The 16,225-nt window shown below is 64.1% G+C and carries 19 protein-coding genes; 17 read left to right on the plus strand and 2 right to left on the minus strand.

Annotated features, from left to right (window positions below; all coding sequences use genetic code 11):
- Positions 1 to 34: 34 nt before the first annotated feature.
- From nadA to CWB41_RS02235, 7 genes are all read left to right on the plus strand, one after another.
- Complete coding sequence (nadA, locus tag CWB41_RS02205; protein WP_115835621.1) at positions 35 to 1,027, plus strand: quinolinate synthase NadA; 993 nt, start codon at positions 35 to 37, stop codon at positions 1,025 to 1,027.
- Between the two features lie 10 nt (positions 1,028 to 1,037).
- Positions 1,038 to 2,573, plus strand: coding sequence for an L-aspartate oxidase (locus CWB41_RS02210; RefSeq protein ID WP_115835620.1), 1,536 nt, complete (start codon positions 1,038 to 1,040; stop codon positions 2,571 to 2,573).
- The gene (gene nadC, locus CWB41_RS02215) at positions 2,573 to 3,424 is read left to right on the plus strand and encodes a carboxylating nicotinate-nucleotide diphosphorylase (protein WP_115835619.1); all 852 of its coding nucleotides are present in this window, start codon (positions 2,573 to 2,575) and stop codon (positions 3,422 to 3,424) included. The genes CWB41_RS02210 and nadC overlap by 1 nt, the downstream gene beginning before the upstream one ends.
- Before the next feature lie 147 nt (positions 3,425 to 3,571).
- Positions 3,572 to 4,771, plus strand: coding sequence for an alpha-amylase (locus CWB41_RS02220; protein ID WP_129396376.1), 1,200 nt, complete (start codon positions 3,572 to 3,574; stop codon positions 4,769 to 4,771).
- A gap of 16 nt (positions 4,772 to 4,787) precedes the next feature.
- Positions 4,788 to 5,780 carry an ABC transporter substrate-binding protein gene (locus tag CWB41_RS02225; protein ID WP_115835617.1) on the plus strand — a complete coding sequence of 331 codons (993 nt, stop codon included), beginning with the start codon at positions 4,788 to 4,790 and terminating at the stop codon, positions 5,778 to 5,780.
- A gap of 7 nt (positions 5,781 to 5,787) precedes the next feature.
- Positions 5,788 to 6,549 carry an ABC transporter permease gene (locus tag CWB41_RS02230; protein ID WP_115835616.1) on the plus strand — a complete coding sequence of 254 codons (762 nt, stop codon included), beginning with the start codon at positions 5,788 to 5,790 and terminating at the stop codon, positions 6,547 to 6,549.
- Positions 6,546 to 7,268 (plus strand): ABC transporter ATP-binding protein, encoded by a 723-nt coding sequence (locus tag CWB41_RS02235; RefSeq protein WP_165203930.1) that lies wholly within the window; start codon positions 6,546 to 6,548, stop codon positions 7,266 to 7,268. The genes CWB41_RS02230 and CWB41_RS02235 overlap by 4 nt, the downstream gene beginning before the upstream one ends.
- Before the next feature lie 11 nt (positions 7,269 to 7,279).
- Here CWB41_RS02235 and CWB41_RS02240 read toward each other — a convergent pair whose 3' ends face one another.
- Both CWB41_RS02240 and CWB41_RS02245 read right to left on the minus strand, forming a co-directional pair.
- Entirely contained in the window at positions 7,280 to 7,531 is a 252-nt protein-coding gene (locus CWB41_RS02240) for a hypothetical protein (protein ID WP_115835614.1), read from the minus strand.
- A 25-nt stretch (positions 7,532 to 7,556) separates the two neighbouring features.
- Positions 7,557 to 7,817 carry a hypothetical protein gene (locus tag CWB41_RS02245; protein ID WP_129396377.1) on the minus strand — a complete coding sequence of 87 codons (261 nt, stop codon included), beginning with the start codon at positions 7,815 to 7,817 and terminating at the stop codon, positions 7,557 to 7,559.
- Between the two features lie 300 nt (positions 7,818 to 8,117).
- Between CWB41_RS02245 and rpmH the strand changes: the two genes are divergently transcribed.
- From rpmH to dapE, 10 genes are all read left to right on the plus strand, one after another.
- Positions 8,118 to 8,252, plus strand: a complete 135-nt coding sequence (rpmH, locus tag CWB41_RS02250; RefSeq protein ID WP_115835612.1) for a 50S ribosomal protein L34 — start codon at positions 8,118 to 8,120, stop codon at positions 8,250 to 8,252.
- A gap of 41 nt (positions 8,253 to 8,293) precedes the next feature.
- Positions 8,294 to 8,743 carry a ribonuclease P protein component gene (gene rnpA / locus CWB41_RS02255; RefSeq protein WP_115835611.1) on the plus strand — a complete coding sequence of 150 codons (450 nt, stop codon included), beginning with the start codon at positions 8,294 to 8,296 and terminating at the stop codon, positions 8,741 to 8,743.
- Positions 8,744 to 8,754: 11 nt separating this feature from the next.
- On the plus strand, positions 8,755 to 10,581 hold the full coding sequence (gene yidC, locus CWB41_RS02260; protein WP_115835610.1) for a membrane protein insertase YidC: 1,827 nt from the start codon (positions 8,755 to 8,757) through the stop codon (positions 10,579 to 10,581).
- 111 nt (positions 10,582 to 10,692) lie between these two features.
- Positions 10,693 to 11,340 (plus strand): ribosome biogenesis GTP-binding protein YihA/YsxC, encoded by a 648-nt coding sequence (yihA, locus tag CWB41_RS02265; protein ID WP_115835609.1) that lies wholly within the window; start codon positions 10,693 to 10,695, stop codon positions 11,338 to 11,340.
- Positions 11,341 to 11,468: 128 nt separating this feature from the next.
- Positions 11,469 to 12,365: an acetylglutamate kinase gene (gene argB, locus CWB41_RS02270; protein ID WP_115836323.1), complete on the plus strand. Its 897-nt coding sequence runs from the start codon at positions 11,469 to 11,471 to the stop codon at positions 12,363 to 12,365.
- Positions 12,366 to 12,427: 62 nt separating this feature from the next.
- Positions 12,428 to 13,168: a pyrimidine 5'-nucleotidase gene (locus tag CWB41_RS02275; protein WP_115836322.1), complete on the plus strand. Its 741-nt coding sequence runs from the start codon at positions 12,428 to 12,430 to the stop codon at positions 13,166 to 13,168.
- A gap of 74 nt (positions 13,169 to 13,242) precedes the next feature.
- Positions 13,243 to 14,100: a 2,3,4,5-tetrahydropyridine-2,6-dicarboxylate N-succinyltransferase gene (gene dapD, locus CWB41_RS02280; RefSeq protein ID WP_115835608.1), complete on the plus strand. Its 858-nt coding sequence runs from the start codon at positions 13,243 to 13,245 to the stop codon at positions 14,098 to 14,100.
- Positions 14,100 to 14,567 (plus strand): hypothetical protein, encoded by a 468-nt coding sequence (locus tag CWB41_RS02285; protein WP_115835607.1) that lies wholly within the window; start codon positions 14,100 to 14,102, stop codon positions 14,565 to 14,567. Before dapD ends, CWB41_RS02285 begins: the two co-directional genes overlap by 1 nt.
- A 108-nt stretch (positions 14,568 to 14,675) precedes the next feature.
- Positions 14,676 to 15,017, plus strand: a complete 342-nt coding sequence (locus tag CWB41_RS02290; RefSeq protein ID WP_115835606.1) for a DUF805 domain-containing protein — start codon at positions 14,676 to 14,678, stop codon at positions 15,015 to 15,017.
- Positions 15,018 to 15,039: 22 nt separating this feature from the next.
- The gene (gene dapE / locus CWB41_RS02295; RefSeq protein ID WP_115835605.1) at positions 15,040 to 16,212 is read left to right on the plus strand and encodes a succinyl-diaminopimelate desuccinylase; all 1,173 of its coding nucleotides are present in this window, start codon (positions 15,040 to 15,042) and stop codon (positions 16,210 to 16,212) included.
- Positions 16,213 to 16,225: the final 13 nt, after the last annotated feature.

The raw sequence follows: 16,225 nt of genomic DNA on the forward strand, positions 1-16,225 counted from the left end.
ATATTACCCAATAATGCTCAGAGGGAGTATAACGATGGTCCAGACTGCCTTGTTGCCTGCGGCGCCCAAGAGCCAGGACCTCTACGCCAAGGTCAGTCATCGGATTCCGGCCATCGAATGGCCGGTCTTCTCCGGCGACATCGAGGCGATCCAGCGCCTGAAGCGCGAACGCAATGCGGTGATCCTGGCGCATAATTACCAGACGCCGGAAATCTACTATTGCGTTGCCGATATCGTCGGCGACAGCTTGGCGCTCGCCCGCGAGGCGGTCGATGTCGATGCCGACGTCATCGTGCTGGCCGGCGTCCATTTCATGGCCGAGACGGCGAAGCTGCTCAACCCGCAAAAGAAGGTGCTGATCCCCGATCTCGCCGCCGGCTGTTCGCTGGCCGAATCGATCACGCCCGAGAACGTGCGCGAACTGCGCCGCCGCTACCCCGGCGTGCCGATCGTCACCTATGTCAACACCTCGGCCGCGGTGAAGGCCGAATCCGACATCTGTTGTACCTCCGGCAATGCGCGGAAAATCATCGAGTCGCTCGGCGTGCCGCGCGTGATCATGATCCCCGACGAATATCTGGCGAAGAACATCGCTGCCGAGACGGGCGTCGAGATCATTACCTGGAAGGGCCATTGCGAAGTCCACGAGCTTTTCGGCACCGAGGAAGTGGCGCAATTGCGCGAGGATTATCCCGGCGTCGTCATCCTCGCCCATCCCGAGTGTTCGCCCGAGGTTGTCCAGGCCGCAGACTTTTCCGGCTCCACCGCGGCGATCGCCAATTACGTCGCCAAGGAACGGCCGGAGCGCGTCGCGCTGCTCACCGAATGCTCGATGAGCGACAATATCTCCGTTCAATATCCGGAGCTCGAATTCATTCGGCCCTGCAATCTCTGCCCGCATATGAAGCGCATCTCGCTGGCCAATATCCGCAGCGCGCTGGAGAAGATGGAGCATGAGGTCGAGATCGACCCGGTGACCGCCGTGCGGGCGCGCCGGGCGGTCGAACGCATGTTGGCGGTGTCGTAAGGCAAAACCGATGGACATTCTCGATCTCGAAGGCAAAGTTCTGATCGTCGGCGGCGGTATCGCCGGGCTGATGACGGCGCTGAAGCTCGCGCCGGAGCCTTGCGTGCTGTTGAGCAAGGCGGCAATCGGCGAAGACACGTCCAGCATTCTGGCGCAGGGCGGCATTGCCGCCTGCGTCGGGGCGGATGACAGCGTCGCGTTGCAGGTCGGGGACACGCTCGCCGCGGGTGACGGACTTTGCGATGCGCCGGTCGTCGAAAAGATCATCGCCGGCGCCCCCGCCGCGATCGAAGATCTGCTGCGGCTTGGCGTGCGCTTCGACCGTGCGGCCGATGGCAGCCTGAAACTCGGCCTCGAAGCCGCGCATAGCCGCAACCGCATCGTCCATGCCGGTGGCGACAAGACCGGCAGCGAGATCGTCCTGACTTTAGCGGCCGCTGCTCGCGCCACGCCCTCCATCACGATCCTCGAAGGCTTTGCCGCGCGGCGCCTCAGCGTCGAGGATGGCGAAGTCGCCGGTCTGATGGCCGAAGGCCCGAATGACGCGGTCTTCCTGCGCACCAATCGCGTCGTCATCGCGACCGGCGGGGTCAGTGGCCTCTTCTCGCATGGGACCAACCCGGTCGGCTCGTGGGGTCAGGGGCTGGCTATCGCCGCGCGTGCCGGCGCCACGCTGCGCGACGTCGAATTCGTGCAATTCCATCCGACCGCGCTCGACGCGCCGGGCCCGCAAGTGAGCCTCATCAGCGAGGCCGTGCGGGGCGAAGGCGCGATTCTGGTCGATGAGACAGGCCGCCGCTTCATGGAGGGTGTGCCGGGTAAGGAACTCGCGCCACGCGATGTCGTCGCACGCGCCGTCTGGAGCGAGTTGCGCGCGGGCCATCGCACTTTCCTCGATGCGCGCGGCATCGAGGGGCTCGATTTCGCTGTCCGCTTCCCCGGCATCACGCAAAGCTGCCGCGCCGCAGGCATCGATCCCATCCGGCAACCGATCCCGATCCGCCCCGCCGCGCATTATCATATGGGCGGCATCAAGGTGGACCTTGCGGGCCGCACCGATGTCGAAGGTCTGTGGGCCGTCGGCGAGGCCGCCGCAACGGGTCTGCATGGCGCCAACCGGCTCGCCAGCAACTCGCTGCTCGAAGCGCTCGTCTGCGCCGGTTTCGTCGCCGACGATATCAAGGCAGCGCCACGGCGCCCGGTGCGTCTTGGTCCTATCGGCCAGCCCGCACGCCCGAGCGATCCGCAGACCGTCCGGGCGATCCTTTCCCGTGCCGCCGGCGTGCTGCGCGACGGCGCGGACCTGCGCCGTGCCGCCGCCGAACTTTATCCGCTCGCCGGCAGCAATGATGCCGCGCTCGTGGGCCTGATGATTGTCGTCGCCGCCCTGCGGCGCGAAGAAAGCCGCGGCGCGCATTACCGGCTCGATTCCCCGCATAAAGAGATATCGCCTGCCGTCCCCCGCACGCTCGACCTGCCGCAGGCCTTCGACGCCGCACGGAATCTCGCCAATCTTACCAATCTTGCCTTCGCCGACGTCGCCTGATGACCCTGACGCCGCCGCCGCGCGTGATCCTCGAACCGCTGGTGCGTACCGCGCTCATTGAGGATTTGGGCCTCGCCGGCGATCTGACGACCAACGCCATCGTGCCGGCCGATGCTGAAACGACCGCGCGTTTCGTCACGCGCAAGGCCGGGATCGTCGCCGGTCTCGACCTCGCCGCGCTCACCTTTCAGCTCGTCGATCCGGCGCTAGCCTTTTCCGTCGCGGTGCCGGACGGCGCCAGAGTCGCCGCGGGCGAGACGATCGCGACTGTTAGCGGAAGGGCCGCATCGATCCTTGTAGCCGAGCGCGTGGCGCTCAATTTTCTCGGCCATTTGAGCGGCATCGCCACGGCGACCGCGCATTTCGTCGCCGCCGTCGAAGGCCACAAGGCGCAGATCGTCTGCACACGTAAGACGACGCCGGGACTGCGCGCGGTCGAGAAATATGCGGTGCGCGCCGGCGGCGGCCACAATCATCGCTTCGGCCTCGACGACGCCGTGCTGATCAAGGACAATCACATCGCCATCGCTGGCGGTGTCGGGGAAGCCTTGCGGCGCGCGAAGCAGAATGTCGGCCATCTCGTGAAGATCGAGATCGAGGTGGATTCGCTGGCGCAATTGCGCGCGGCGCTCGCCGAGAAACCAGACGCTGTCCTGCTCGATAATATGAGCCCCGCACAATTGGCCGAGGCGGTCGAGATCGTTGGCGGGCGCGCCCTCACCGAGGCTTCCGGCGGCGTCTCGCTCGACAATGTGGCGCGGATCGCCGCCAGCGGCGTTGACCTCATTTCGATCGGTTGGCTGACCCACAGCGCGCCGGTGCTCGACATCGGGCTCGATTTCCCCGCCTGACGCCACCGCGACCTATTTGCCACAACCCTTTATCGCAAAGCACAAGCGCAATAATTTTCTCTGGCGTAGCTATATCTAAAAATATATAGCTAATTTTTTATCAGCGGCTCTGGGCCGGCCGCGTTCAACCGTCGTCAGGGGGCGTCGATGGAACGATACACACATATCCAGAAAAATTTTCTCTGTTTGGGGCGCCGACACCGGGGGGTTATCACCGCCGTCGCGCTAGCGTCGAGCCTGGCCGCCGCGCCGGCTTATGCCGCTGACCTTTCGATGCCGGGCCCGATGACCATGGACATGAGCGGTCAGGGCGCGAGCATGGACATGAATGGCCAGAGCATGGACGGCATGGACCACGCCGCAATCCCGGCCGGGGTCTATGGCGCCGGCATGGTCGGCGCCGGACATTTCATGTTCTCCTACACGCCATCATACATGCGGATGGAGGACAATTACATCGGCTCTTCCATTGTCTCGCCGGATACGATCGCGACGACCGTGAAACTGCCAATGCCGATGATGATGATGGGCATGACCTTCGACACCTATCGCATCGTGCCGACCAGCATGGACATGCAGATGCACATGTTCCATGCGATGTACGGCGTGACTGATTGGCTGAACATCATGGTCATGGGCGCTTACGACCTGAAGAGCATGACCATGCTGACCTACAAGGGCGCCATGGGCGACACTGCGCTCGGCTCGACGACCAATCGCACCAGCGGCTTCGGCGACACGTCGGTGATGAGCCTGTGGCGGGTCTACAAGGATCCGATCAACGAGGTTCATATCAACGTTGGCCTCAGCCTGCCGACCGGCAGCACCACCGAGACCATGAACATGCTCATGCCGATGGGCACGTATATGACCATGCGCGCCAATTACGGCATGCAACTCGGCACCGGCACGGTCGATCTGCTCCCCGGCGTCACTTATCTTGGCCATATCGCGCAATGGTCCTGGGGGGCGATCTATCGCGGCCGGCTGGCGCTTGGCGACAATACCGAGGGCTATGAATACGGCTACCGGCAGGAGATTTCCGGCTGGGCGGGCTATCGCTGGATTCCCGGCGTGACGAGCACGTTCCGCGTCCAAGGCGAGGTCGACGACCGCATCCACGGCGCAGATCCGCAGATCATGGGTCTGATGCAGGGCTCTAACCCGTATTTCTACGGCGGCCAGCGCATTAATCTGCTCGGCGGCCTCGAAGTCTCGGGTGCGCCGTTCGGCCTGCAGCATGTCAGCCTCGCAATCGAAGGCGGCGCGCCGGTTTACCAGAATCTCAACGGACCGCAGCTCGGCGAGGCCTGGCAGCTCACCGGCGCCCTCCACGTCGGCTTTTGAGCGGGAGGATCGCATCATGCCTGCCCGTTCAACGCTCAGCCGCCGCGCGCTTATCGGCGGCCTCGCGGCGGCGCCGCTGCTGACGCTCGCACGCGGCGCGGGCGCCAAGCCCGCGGCCGACCTGACGATCTACGCCGCGCCGATGACCGCCTCGATCCTTCTCGCCCGGCTCGTCGATTCGGGCGCGCTCGGCGCGGCTCTGCCCGGCGCGAGCTTTCAGCTCTGGCACGATCCGGATGAATTGCGCGCCGCGGTCGTCTCCAAACGCGCGCTGCTGTTCACGACGCCGACGCCGGTGCCCGCCAATCTTTTCAACCGCGGCCTGCCGGTGAAACTTCTCGCTGTGCTCGGCACTGGCCATCTCACGATCGTCACCAGCGACCCCAAGATCAAGACGCTCGCCGATCTTGCCGGCAAGCCGGTGCTCGGATTCTTCCACCATGACATGCCGGATCTCGTCTTTCGTGCCGCCGTCAAGATGGAGGGGTTCGATCCCGACAAGGATTTCAAGCTGAGCTATGTCGGCATGCCGATGGAGGCGGCGCAAATGCTTGCCGCGGGCCGCGTCGAAACAGCGATTCTCTCCGAGCCGCCGGCAACGGGCGCGATCATGATGGCGGGGCAGCAAGGCCGCAAACTCTATCGCGCCATCAACCTTCAGGACATCTGGATCAAGCATACGGGCCATCCCATCCCGATGATCGGCCTCGGAGTGCATGAGCAATTGCTGACGCAGACGCCGGAAATCCTGCCGCTCTTGCGCACAGGATTGCCGCAGGCCAAAGATTGGGTTCTCGCCAACCCGCAAGCGGCCGGCGAACTCGCGGAGAAGGTCATGGGACTCCACGCGCCAATCGTTGCCGCCTCGATCGCCCATTCGGCCATCGAGGTGAAATCCGCCAAGGCGGCGCGGCCGGAGCTTGAGGCTTTCTACAAGACGCTGATCGCGCTCTCGCCCAAGGCGCTCGACGGGCATTTGCCGGACGCGAGCTTCTACCTCGATCTATGACCGGCCGATGACCCGAGGCTGGGCGAGGCGGGGACCGGGCCGCTTTTTCTTCGCGGGCCTCGGCCTCGCCGCCCTCGTCGGGCTCTGGCAATTGGGCTTCACGCTCGGCGGTCCCTTCGTCCTGCCGGCGCCGGCTGAAACTTTCGCCACGGCCTGGTCCTTCGTTCGCAGCGGCGCGGTCTGGCAACCAGCGGCAGCGACAACCGGCCATGTCCTCGCCGGCTATGCCGCCGGCGCGGCCGCCGGCCTCGCCCTCGGCCTCATCGGCGGCAGCGTGGATGCGCTCGGCACGGCGCTCCAGGCGATTTCGACAATCATCCTCGGCATCCCGCCGATCATCTGGATCGTGCTCGCGCTCTTCTGGTTCGGCCCGCAAGGGCTTGTGCCCACTTTCGCCGTCGCGATCGGCATCGGGCCGCTCGTCTTCGCCGCGGCGCTGATGGGAATGCGCGCCGCGCATCCCGAGCTTGAGGAACTCGCAGACGCCTTCCGTGCGCCCCTGAAACAAAGGTTTCTCGAAATCCGCCTGCCGCAGCTCTCCGTCGCCCTCGCGCCGGCGCTGACCAGCGCTTTGGGCTTTGCCTGGAAAATGGCGCTGATGGCCGAAGTGCTCGACGCCAGCAGCGGCCTCGGCGGCCAGATCGCCCTGGCGCGCGCCAATCTCGATCTGCCGGAGACGATGGCCTGGGTCGTCATCGCGCTCGCCCTGCTGCTGGTGACCGATGTTCTGCTGGCGCAGCTTGGCCGATGGCTGCGGGCCGCGGCATGATGCAGCTCTCTCTCGAAAACGCCGCCGTGCGCCTCGACGGCACGTTGATCTTCACCGGGTTCGATCTCGATGTCTCGAGCCCCGGCGTCACCGCGATCATGGGGCCGTCAGGCGTCGGCAAGACGACCTTGCTGCGCGCCATCGCGGGGCTGGTCCCGCTGAGCGAGGGACAAAGGCGCTGCGACGCCAAGATCGCACAGGTTTTTCAGGAGCCCCGCCTGCTGCCCTGGCAGAGCGCGCTGGACAACGCCGGCTTCGGCCTGCGTGCCGCGGGGTTTTCGCACGCGGCGGCGCGGGTTGAAGCAGAGGTGATACTCGACCGTCTCGGATTGTCCGCCGCAGACCGGGCCAAGCACCCCGGCACTCTTTCCGGCGGCATGCGCCAGCGGGTGGCGCTCGCCCGGGCGCTGGCGATGACGCCCGATCTGCTGCTGCTCGACGAGCCGTTCAGCAACCTCGATCCGCCGCTGCGCGACGACTTGCGCGGTCTCTTGCTGAAGATCGTCGTTGAACGGGGGATCGCGGCGATCGTCGTGACGCATGATCCGATCGAGGCGGCGCTCGTTGCCGACCGGCTGATCGTGCTCGGCGGCCAGCCGGCGCAAAAACTGGCCGATCTCACGCTTTCGCCGCGTCCGCAAAATATGGCCGAAGCCTATGCGGCTGCGGCGGATTTCATGCGGCGCCCGGAAATCGCCGCCGCCTTTGCACGAGTCTAGAGTACGAAGGTCTAGCCCCCGCCGACCGGCGTATCCTGCCAGCCGCGGATCAGCTCGCCACATTCATTGATATAGTCGTTTTGACGCTGGTCCATCGAGCATTGCCCGTCATTGCCCTGGCCTTGCGACGGGGCGCTGGCGGGCTGGGTCTGATGGTGCGGGAATATCCAATCCAGCGGATTGGGAACTTGCGCGACGGCTGCCGTCGGCAACGCAACGCCTAGAATCGCGGCGAAGACGATCCCTTTTCGATCGATACTCATGATAACCCCCCTGCCGGCCGGCGCGTCAGCCTGAGCCGGGAATCGGATCCCAGATGCTCGGGATCAACTCGCCGCACTCGTTGATATAGGCGTATTCGCGCTGCTGGAGCGAGCAACGTCGATGATAATGGTCATAATAGGGCGCGGCCTGCTGCGACGGCGGGGGTGGCGCAAACCAGTCAAAGGGGTTCGCGGACTGCGCCCAGGCCGCCTCCGGCGAGCCGAGAGCCAGAGCGACGGCGAGCGCAACGTGGGTGCGGCCGAGACGCATGAAAATCCCTTTCAAGGAGAATCCCTTCGTACAATTTAGCGCGATCCGGCAAAGAGGTCAGTTCAAATCGGCGCGGATGCTGAACGGGAAAAGGCCGCGGCACGCTCCGGCGCAAATTGACTTTCGGGGCGCCTTGCCCCTATAACCCGCGCCAAGCTGTTTTTGCGCGTGGTCGGCGCTGGAAAGTCTATGATTTTTCAGGATCATGCATGAAGATCGCGCTTCCCCGCTTTTTCGCGTCCCAGTCCGGTGCGGCCGGAGGGGTGAATTTGCGTTGACGGCGCGGCCCAAAAATATTTGTGACGGAGCCAAAAAGTGAAGCGGACTTATCAACCCAGCAAGCTGGTGCGCAAGCGCCGCCACGGCTTTCGCTCCCGCATGGCGACGGTCGGCGGCCGCAAGGTGATCGCCACCCGCCGGGCGCGCGGCCGCAAGCGGCTCTCGGCCTGAGCCGCACCCTTGTCTTAAGGCGCGCCGCGCCGGGACGGACCATGCGCAAGCCCGAGACCGCCGGCCGGGAAAAACCGCCGGCCCGGCTGAAAACGCGGGCCGAGTTTCTCCGCGCCGCCAAGGGGCGGCGTCTGCGCACGCCTTGCTTCAGCCTGCAAATGCACGCCAACCCGGAGGCCGCGGCGCTCCGGCCGCCGCGCTTTGGCTTCACGGTGACGAAGAAACTCGGCGGCGCCGTCCTGCGCAACCGTATCCGCCGGCGGCTGAAAGAGGCGCTGCGCCGGGCGCCCGCGCTTTCCGCCCGGCCCGGTCATGACTATGTAATCCTGGCGCAGCCAGCGGCACTCACCGAGGACTTCGCCAAGCTGCAGCAACAGCTGAGCAAAGCCATTGCCGATATTCACGAGGCGCGGCCCGCGCGTGCGCCCAGAAGCCCGAACAAAAGTCCCGGCAAGGTTACGCCCACCGCCCCAACTCCGACGAAGGATTAGGTTTTCGCGCCATGCCGAAGGACAATAATCGCAACCTCATTCTGGCGATGGCCCTGTCGATCCTCGTCATCATCGGCTGGAACTATTTCTTCGGCGCGCCGCAATACCAGAAAGAGCATTCCGCGCAGGTCGCCCAGCAGCAGGGCCAGCCGGTCGAGCAGGCGCCCGGCTCCATCGGCGCGCAGCCGCCACGCTCGCCCAACGCACCGCCGCAAGGCGGCCCGGCCAGCGAGACGCCACAAGCCATTTTGACGCGTGATGCGGCGATCGCCGCGACACCGCGCGTCACGCTCGACAGCCATGCCCTGTTCGGTTCGATCAATTTGACCGGCGCGCGGATCGACGACGTTTCGCTCAAGGCCTATCGCGAGACGACGGATCCCAAGAGCCCGAATATCGTATTGCTCTCGCCGTCCACCGCGCCGACGCCCTATTATGCCGAGTTTGGCTATATCGGCGCCGACCCGGCGCTGGCACTCCCCAACGCGACGACACAGTGGAAGTCCGACGGCGGCAAGCTGACTTCGCAGACGCCGATTACCCTGACCGACGATACCGGCCACGGCCTCATCTTCCATCGTCGTATCGCGATCGACGATCATTACATGTTCACGATCACCGACACGATCGAGAACAAGTCGGGTGCCCCCGTCACGCTTTATCCCTATGCGCTTGTCTCGCGCCACGGCAAGCCGAAGACCTCGGGCTATTCCGTCCTGCACGAAGGCATGGTCGGCGTCGTCGGCGATTCCGGCGTGCAGGAACCGACCTACGATTCGATCCTCAAGGAAACCAACGCAACGAAGAGCCTGTCCGGCACCGGCGGCTGGCTCGGCTTTACCGACAAATACTGGGGCACGGTCGTCATCCCCGACCAGCGCAGCGACGTCGATGCCGCCTTCCGCGCCTGGGACGACAATGGCCACAAGGATTACCAGGCCGATTATCGCGCCGCCAAAGTCACGATCGCGCCGGGCGCCTCGACCGACGTGACATCGCGCGTCTTCGCCGGCGCCAAGGAGACGCGCACGCTCGATGCGTACCAGAAAGATCTCGGCATCGAACGCTTCGAACTGATGATCGACTGGGGCTGGTTCTACTTCATCACCAAGCCGATGTTCTGGCTGCTCGATGCCATCTACAAGGTCGTCGGCAATTTCGGCGTCGCGATCCTGATCGTGACAGTGCTCATCAAAGCCGCCTTCCTGCCGCTCGCCAATCGATCGTATCTGTCGATGGCGAAGATGAAGGCCGTGCAGCCGCAGATGACCGCCATCCGCGAGCGCTATGCCGACGACAAGATCAAGCAGCAGCAGGAGCTGATGGATCTCTACAAGCGCGAGAAGATCAACCCGGTTTCAGGCTGTCTGCCGATGGTGATCCAGATCCCGGTCTTCTTCTCGCTCTATAAGGTGCTGTTCATCACCATCGAGATGCGGCAGGCGCCGTTCTTCGGCTGGATCAAGGACCTGTCGCAGCCCGACCCGACCAACATCTTCACCCTTTTCGGCCTGCTCCATTACGACCCGACGGTCATTCCGCTGATCGGGCATTTCCTGAACATCGGCATCTGGCCGCTGATCATGGGCGTCTCCATGTTCGTCCAGATGAAGATGAACCCGGAGCCGACGGATCCGGTGCAGAAGCAGATGTTCGCCTGGATGCCGGTGATCTTCACATTCATGCTCGGCTCGTTCCCGTCCGGTCTCGTCATCTACTGGACCTGGAACAATACGCTCTCGGCGCTGCAGCAATCGCTCATCATGGCGCGGGCGGGCGTGAAGATCGAGCTCTGGGGCAATCTCGCCAATATGTTCCGCAAGAAGGCGCCGACCTGATCCGGTCGCTTGCGTCATTGCGAACGACGTGAAGCAATCCAGACGTGAAAGCCGGATTGCTTCGGCGTTCCGCGCCTCGTAATGACGGCGTCAAACCTATACAAGGGCCATATGGCCGATACTGAAAATTTCGAAGAGACCGGCCGGAAACTTTTCGCGCAGCCCTGCGATTTCATCTGGGCCGCGACCGATGCGTTGCAACTGCCGCCATCCGGTCCGCCTGAAATCGCCTTCGCCGGCCGCTCCAATGTCGGCAAATCCTCGCTGCTCAATGCGCTGACCAACCGCAAGGCGCTGGCGCGGACCTCGAACACGCCGGGGCGAACGCAAGCCCTGAACTTCTTCGATCTCGGCACGCCGCCCCGGCTGAGGCTCGTCGACATGCCGGGCTACGGCCATGCCGCGGCCTCGAAGAACAAGATCGCCTCCTGGACGCGGCTGATGCACGATTATCTGCGCGGCCGCGCGACCCTGAAGCGCGTTTTCGTCCTCATCGACGGGCGTCACGGCCTCAAACCGATCGACAACGACATGCTCGACCTGCTCGATCGGGCCGCCGTCTCCTATCAGGCCGTCCTGACCAAGGCGGACGATATCAAGGACGCCGACCGCGCACCGCGGCTCGCGGAAACCGCCGCCGCCCTCGCCAAGCGGCCGGCCGCGTTTCCGGAGATCATCCTCACCTCGTCCGAGACCGGCGCCGGGATCGCCGAGCTGCGCGGGGCGATCGCAAAACTGCTCGCCGAGCATTCATCGTAAGGTCATGCATTTGCGTGTAAGCGCTTGATTCCCAATATTTGCCGGGGAAGACGGCAGGAAGGCCGCTTGGCGCTTTTCCTCCCCCCGCGCTAAGGCTAAAAGGCGCACGGCCAACCCGGATGAGCGATATGTCAGAATCAGCGCAGGAGAACGCGCAGCGGCAAGCCGAAATCCTGATGCAGGCGCTGCCGCATATGTTGCATTACGACGACGCGATCGTCGTGGTGAAATACGGCGGGCATGCGATGGGCGACGAGAGCGTCGCGCGCAGCTTCGCCCGCGACATGGTTCTGCTCGAACAATCCGGCGTCAATCCCGTCGTCGTCCACGGTGGCGGCCCGCAGATCGGCGCGATGCTGAAGAAGCTCGGCATCAAGTCCGAGTTCTCCGCCGGCTTACGCATTACCGACCGCGCCACGGTCGAGATCGTCGAGATGGTCCTGGCCGGCTCGATCAACAAACAGATTGTCGGCTTCATCAACGCCGAGGGCGGCCGCGCCATCGGCCTCTCCGGCAAAGACGGCAATATGGTCACCGCGCGCAAATTCGTGCACACGGTCGAATCGCCCTTCACCGGCGAGCAGGAGGAGGTCGATCTCGGCTTCGTCGGCGAACCGGCCAAGGTCGATACCACTGTGCTCGACCAGGTGCTCGGCCGCGAGCTGATTCCGGTCCTCGCGCCGATCGCGCAGGGCAGCGCGGGCGAGACCTATAATGTCAACGCGGACACATTCGCCGGCGCCATCGCTGGCGCGCTCGGTGCCAAGCGCCTGATCTTTTTGACCGACGTGCCCGGCGTGCTCGACGGGGAAGGCCGGCTGATCCACGAATTGCGCATGGACGAGATCCGCACTCTGATCGCCGACGGGACGATCACCGGCGGGATGATCCCCAAAGTCGAAACCTGCATCTATGCGCTGGAGCAGGGTGTCGAAGGCGTTGTCATTCTCGACGGCAAGCTCCCGCATGCCGTTCTGATCGAGCTTTTGACCGACCACGGCGCGGGAACCCTGATTACGCGGTGACGACGAAGCTGACGAGAGACGCGAAGCTGCTCCGGAAAAGCGAAGTTCCCGGCGCGGCGGAGGTGCAAGTTGGTGACCCTTTCTCACACGTCGATACTTTTGCGCATGTAGATTCTTTCGCACACGTCGATACTTGGGTCTTCGATCTCGACAATACGCTTTATCCGCCCGATTGCGACCTGTGGCCGAAGATCGACCAGCGCATCACGCAATTCATGATCGCGCTGTTCGGTCTCGACGGCATGTCGGCGCGGGCGTTGCAGAAATATTATTATCAGCAGTACGGCACGACGCTGCGCGGCCTGATGGATGACCACGGCGTCGGCGCTGCGGAGTTTCTGGCCTATGTGCACGACATCGACCGCTCCTCGCTCGTCCCCAACCTGCCCTTGGCCGCGGCCATCGCTGCCCTGCCCGGCCGCAAGCTGATCCTGACCAATGGCTCGCGCGATCACGCCCTCCTGACCGCCGAAGCTTTGGGACTTGGTGCGAGTTTCGAGGAAATCTTCGACATCATGGATGCCGAACTGATCCCGAAGCCCGAGTTGCGCACCTATCAACGATTTTTCGACAAGCATGGTGTCGATCCGCAGACGGCGGCCATGTTCGAGGACATCGAGCGCAACCTGGTCGTGCCGCACCAGCGCGGCATGAAAACGGTGCTGATCGTGCCCGAAGCTGGGCGGCCGGATCATCGTGAGCCGTTCGAGATCCCGGGTACGCTCACGCTGCCGCATATCGACGTCGTCACCACCGATCTCGGCGGCTTTTTGGCGGACCTGACCGCCGCGCGCGGCGTCTAAGGCCCGCGCCGCCTGCAAGGCCATTGACTCCGCTGCCCGCGCGGACGAAACCTCGCCCACGATTTTTGGAGTTGATGATGAGCCAAAATCTCGAAGAGATCATCGAAACGGCGTTCGAGGCGCGCGCAACGATCACCGCCGGTACGAAAGGCGAGGTGCGCGATGCGGTCGAGTCAGTTCTCGATGGGCTCGGCCAGGGCAAGCTGCGGGTGGTCGAGCGCATTCCGGGCGCCGCGGGACGCGAGGCCTGGCGCACCAACCAGTGGATCAAGAAGGCAATCCTGCTCTCCTTCCGGCTGAACGATTCCCAACTCATCTCCGGCGGAATTGGCGGCGGCTTCTGGTGGGACAAAGTCCCCTCGAAATTCGAGAGCTGGGACGCCGCCGCGTTCGCCAAGTCGGGGCTGCGCGTTGTGCCGGGTGCGATCGTGCGTCGCTCGGCCTATATCGCGCCGGGCGTGATCCTCATGCCCTCCTTCGTCAATCTCGGCGCCTATGTCGATGAAGGCACGATGGTCGATACCTGGGTGACGGTCGGCTCCTGCGCGCAGATCGGCAAGAACGTCCATCTCTCCGGCGGCGTCGGCATCGGCGGGGTGCTGGAGCCCTTGCAGGCGAACCCGACGATCATCGAGGACAATTGCTTCATCGGCGCGCGCTCCGAGGTCGTCGAAGGCGTCGTCGTCGGCGAAGGCGCCGTTCTGGCGATGGGCACGTTCATTTCCACCTCGACCAAGATCATCGACCGCGCGACGGGCAAGATTCACTTCGGCTATGTGCCGCCCTATTCGGTCGTCGTGCCCGGCGCCCTACCCGGCGCGCCGTTGCCCGACGGCTCGCCCGGCCCGTCGCTCGCCTGCGCCGTCATCGTCAAGACCGTCGATGCCAAGACCCGTGCCAAGACGGCGATCAACGATCTTCTGAGAGACTGATGCCGCAACACAGTTTTTTCACTCTCTTTCGCTCGGACGAGGGCGAAATCGACGCGCCAATCTGGTGGCGCGGCATCTTGATTCTCGGTGGCGTTTTTGCCGTGCTGACGCTCGGCTGGCTCCTTATCGAACCGTTTGCCGACAGGTCGCTCGCGACGACGATCACGAGCACAATCGTCGTTCTGACGGCCAACCTTTATCGCCTCGCCTATGGCGTCATCTGCCTGCTGCTGCTGATCTGTTTCTACAATCTCAGCGCCAAGCGCTGGCGCGATCTCGGCCGGCCGCCGGCCTTTGCCGGCATTCTGCCGGTCGTCGGCGCCGTGGTCGCTGCGCTGCATTGGCTCGAACCGCGCACCGGCGGCGATACCCCGCACGTGCTGGTGATCGCCGCCGACCTGCTCTTGTTTGCAGTGCTGATCTGGAACATCACCGAGCTCGGCGGGATCGCCCGCTTTCGCGTGTAAGGACGCACATCTCCCGACAAGCCGCAGGGCGGCGGCGTTGACCCTCGCACCCGGAACCTGCAAAGTCCGTCCGGTCATTTTTTTGAGGGATTTAGGGGAGGAATCGCGATGGATTGGCAAAATCTATTCTTGACCAATACGGGCCGGCTCGACCGCCAGCCGTGGTGGATCGGCAGCGTCATCATCTTCCTCATTTCGCTGATCGCGCGCATCGTCATTCACATCGTCTTCGGGCACGGCAATTCGCTCGGCCACGTGCTCGACGCGATCATCGGGCTGGTCCTGCTTTATCCCGCGGTCAATATCGGCATCAAACGCTTCCACGACCGCGACAAGTCCGGCTGGTGGGTGCTGATCGCCTTTGTTCCGATCATCGGCTGGATCTGGTATGTGGTCGAATGCGGCTTCCTGCCCGGCACGGACGGCCCCAACCGCTTCGATCCGACTTGAGCTGCTGGCTGGCGTAACAGGCATGTCGCAACGTTCAGAGCTGGCGCGCGAATTGACGCGCGCCTTGATCCGCTGCCATTCGGTGACGCCACAGGACGGCGGCGCGCTCGCCGTGCTTGAAGAGCAACTGAAGCCTGCCGGCTTCGCCATATACCGGCTGCGTTTCTCCGAACCCGGCGCCCCGGACGTCGACAATCTCTATGCACGCATCGGCAACGGCGCGCCCTATCTCGTCTTCGCCGGCCATACGGATGTGGTGCCGCCGGGCGATACAGCCGCCTGGCGCTTCGATCCCTTCTCGGCCGAGATCGCCGAAGGCGAGGTTTGGGGCCGCGGCGCTGTCGATATGAAGGGGGCGGTGGCCGCCTTCACCGCCGCCGCGCTCGATTATGTCGCGACGCATCAGCCGCTGAAGGGCTCGATCGGCCTGCTCATCACCGGCGATGAGGAAGGCCCCTCTGTCAACGGCACGGTGAAACTGCTGCAATGGGCCGCCAAACAGGGCGAGCATTTCGATCATTGCCTCGTCGGCGAACCGACCAATGTCGAGGCGCTCGGCGATACGATCAAGATCGGACGGCGCGGCTCGCTGACCGGCACGCTCGTCGTCCACGGCACGCAGGGGCATGTCGCCTATCCGCAGCGCGCCGATAATCCCATTCCACATCTTCTCCGCCTGCTGACGGCGCTGATCGCGCCGCCGCTCGACGATGGTTCAGCGGAGTTCGATCCGAGCCATCTCGAAATCCTCACCGTCGATGTCGGCAATCCGGCGACGAATGTGATTCCGGCGACGGCCCGGGCGCGATTCAACATTCGCTTCAACGATCTGTGGACGCCGCAGACGTTGAGCGCCGAGATAGACCGGCGCGCCGCCGCTGTGGCTGGCGGCGCACGCTATGAATTGAGCTTCGATCCCTGCAACGCGCTCGCCTTCGTCACAGCGCGCGATCATTTCACCGATCTTGCCGTCGAGGCCATCGCCGCGCACAGCGGGCGCATCGCGCATTTCTCGACCTCCGGCGGCACGTCCGACGCGCGTTTCATCCGCAATTATTGCCCGGTGATCGAATTCGGCCTCGTCGGCGCGACCATGCACAAGATCGACGAGCGCGTGCCGCTCGCCGACATCGACACACTCGCCGACATCTATAGCGAAATTCTGGAGCGGTATTTCGATCAAGCGCCGGTTTGACGCTCGCCTATTC

The sequence above is a fragment of the Methylovirgula ligni genome, assembly GCF_004135935.1.
Lineage (GTDB): Bacteria > Pseudomonadota > Alphaproteobacteria > Rhizobiales > Beijerinckiaceae > Methylovirgula > Methylovirgula ligni.

Bases quoted from the DNA above. Each gene is read 5' to 3' on its own strand.
- nadA (WP_115835621.1), top strand. From the start codon at position 35: ATGGTCCAGACTGCCTTGTTGCCTGCGGCGCCCAAGAGCCAGGACCTC.
- CWB41_RS02210 (WP_115835620.1), top strand. From the start codon at position 1,038: ATGGACATTCTCGATCTCGAAGGCAAAGTTCTGATCGTCGGCGGCGGT.
- nadC (WP_115835619.1), top strand. From the start codon at position 2,573: ATGACCCTGACGCCGCCGCCGCGCGTGATCCTCGAACCGCTGGTGCGT.
- CWB41_RS02220 (WP_129396376.1), top strand. From the start codon at position 3,572: ATGGAACGATACACACATATCCAGAAAAATTTTCTCTGTTTGGGGCGC.
- CWB41_RS02225 (WP_115835617.1), top strand. From the start codon at position 4,788: ATGCCTGCCCGTTCAACGCTCAGCCGCCGCGCGCTTATCGGCGGCCTC.
- CWB41_RS02230 (WP_115835616.1), top strand. From the start codon at position 5,788: ATGACCCGAGGCTGGGCGAGGCGGGGACCGGGCCGCTTTTTCTTCGCG.
- CWB41_RS02235 (WP_165203930.1), top strand. From the start codon at position 6,546: ATGATGCAGCTCTCTCTCGAAAACGCCGCCGTGCGCCTCGACGGCACG.
- CWB41_RS02240 (WP_115835614.1), bottom strand. From the start codon at position 7,531: ATGAGTATCGATCGAAAAGGGATCGTCTTCGCCGCGATTCTAGGCGTT.
- rnpA (WP_115835611.1), top strand. From the start codon at position 8,294: ATGCGCAAGCCCGAGACCGCCGGCCGGGAAAAACCGCCGGCCCGGCTG.
- yidC (WP_115835610.1), top strand. From the start codon at position 8,755: ATGCCGAAGGACAATAATCGCAACCTCATTCTGGCGATGGCCCTGTCG.
- yihA (WP_115835609.1), top strand. From the start codon at position 10,693: ATGGCCGATACTGAAAATTTCGAAGAGACCGGCCGGAAACTTTTCGCG.
- argB (WP_115836323.1), top strand. From the start codon at position 11,469: ATGTCAGAATCAGCGCAGGAGAACGCGCAGCGGCAAGCCGAAATCCTG.
- dapD (WP_115835608.1), top strand. From the start codon at position 13,243: ATGATGAGCCAAAATCTCGAAGAGATCATCGAAACGGCGTTCGAGGCG.
- CWB41_RS02285 (WP_115835607.1), top strand. From the start codon at position 14,100: ATGCCGCAACACAGTTTTTTCACTCTCTTTCGCTCGGACGAGGGCGAA.
- CWB41_RS02290 (WP_115835606.1), top strand. From the start codon at position 14,676: ATGGATTGGCAAAATCTATTCTTGACCAATACGGGCCGGCTCGACCGC.
- dapE (WP_115835605.1), top strand. From the start codon at position 15,040: ATGTCGCAACGTTCAGAGCTGGCGCGCGAATTGACGCGCGCCTTGATC.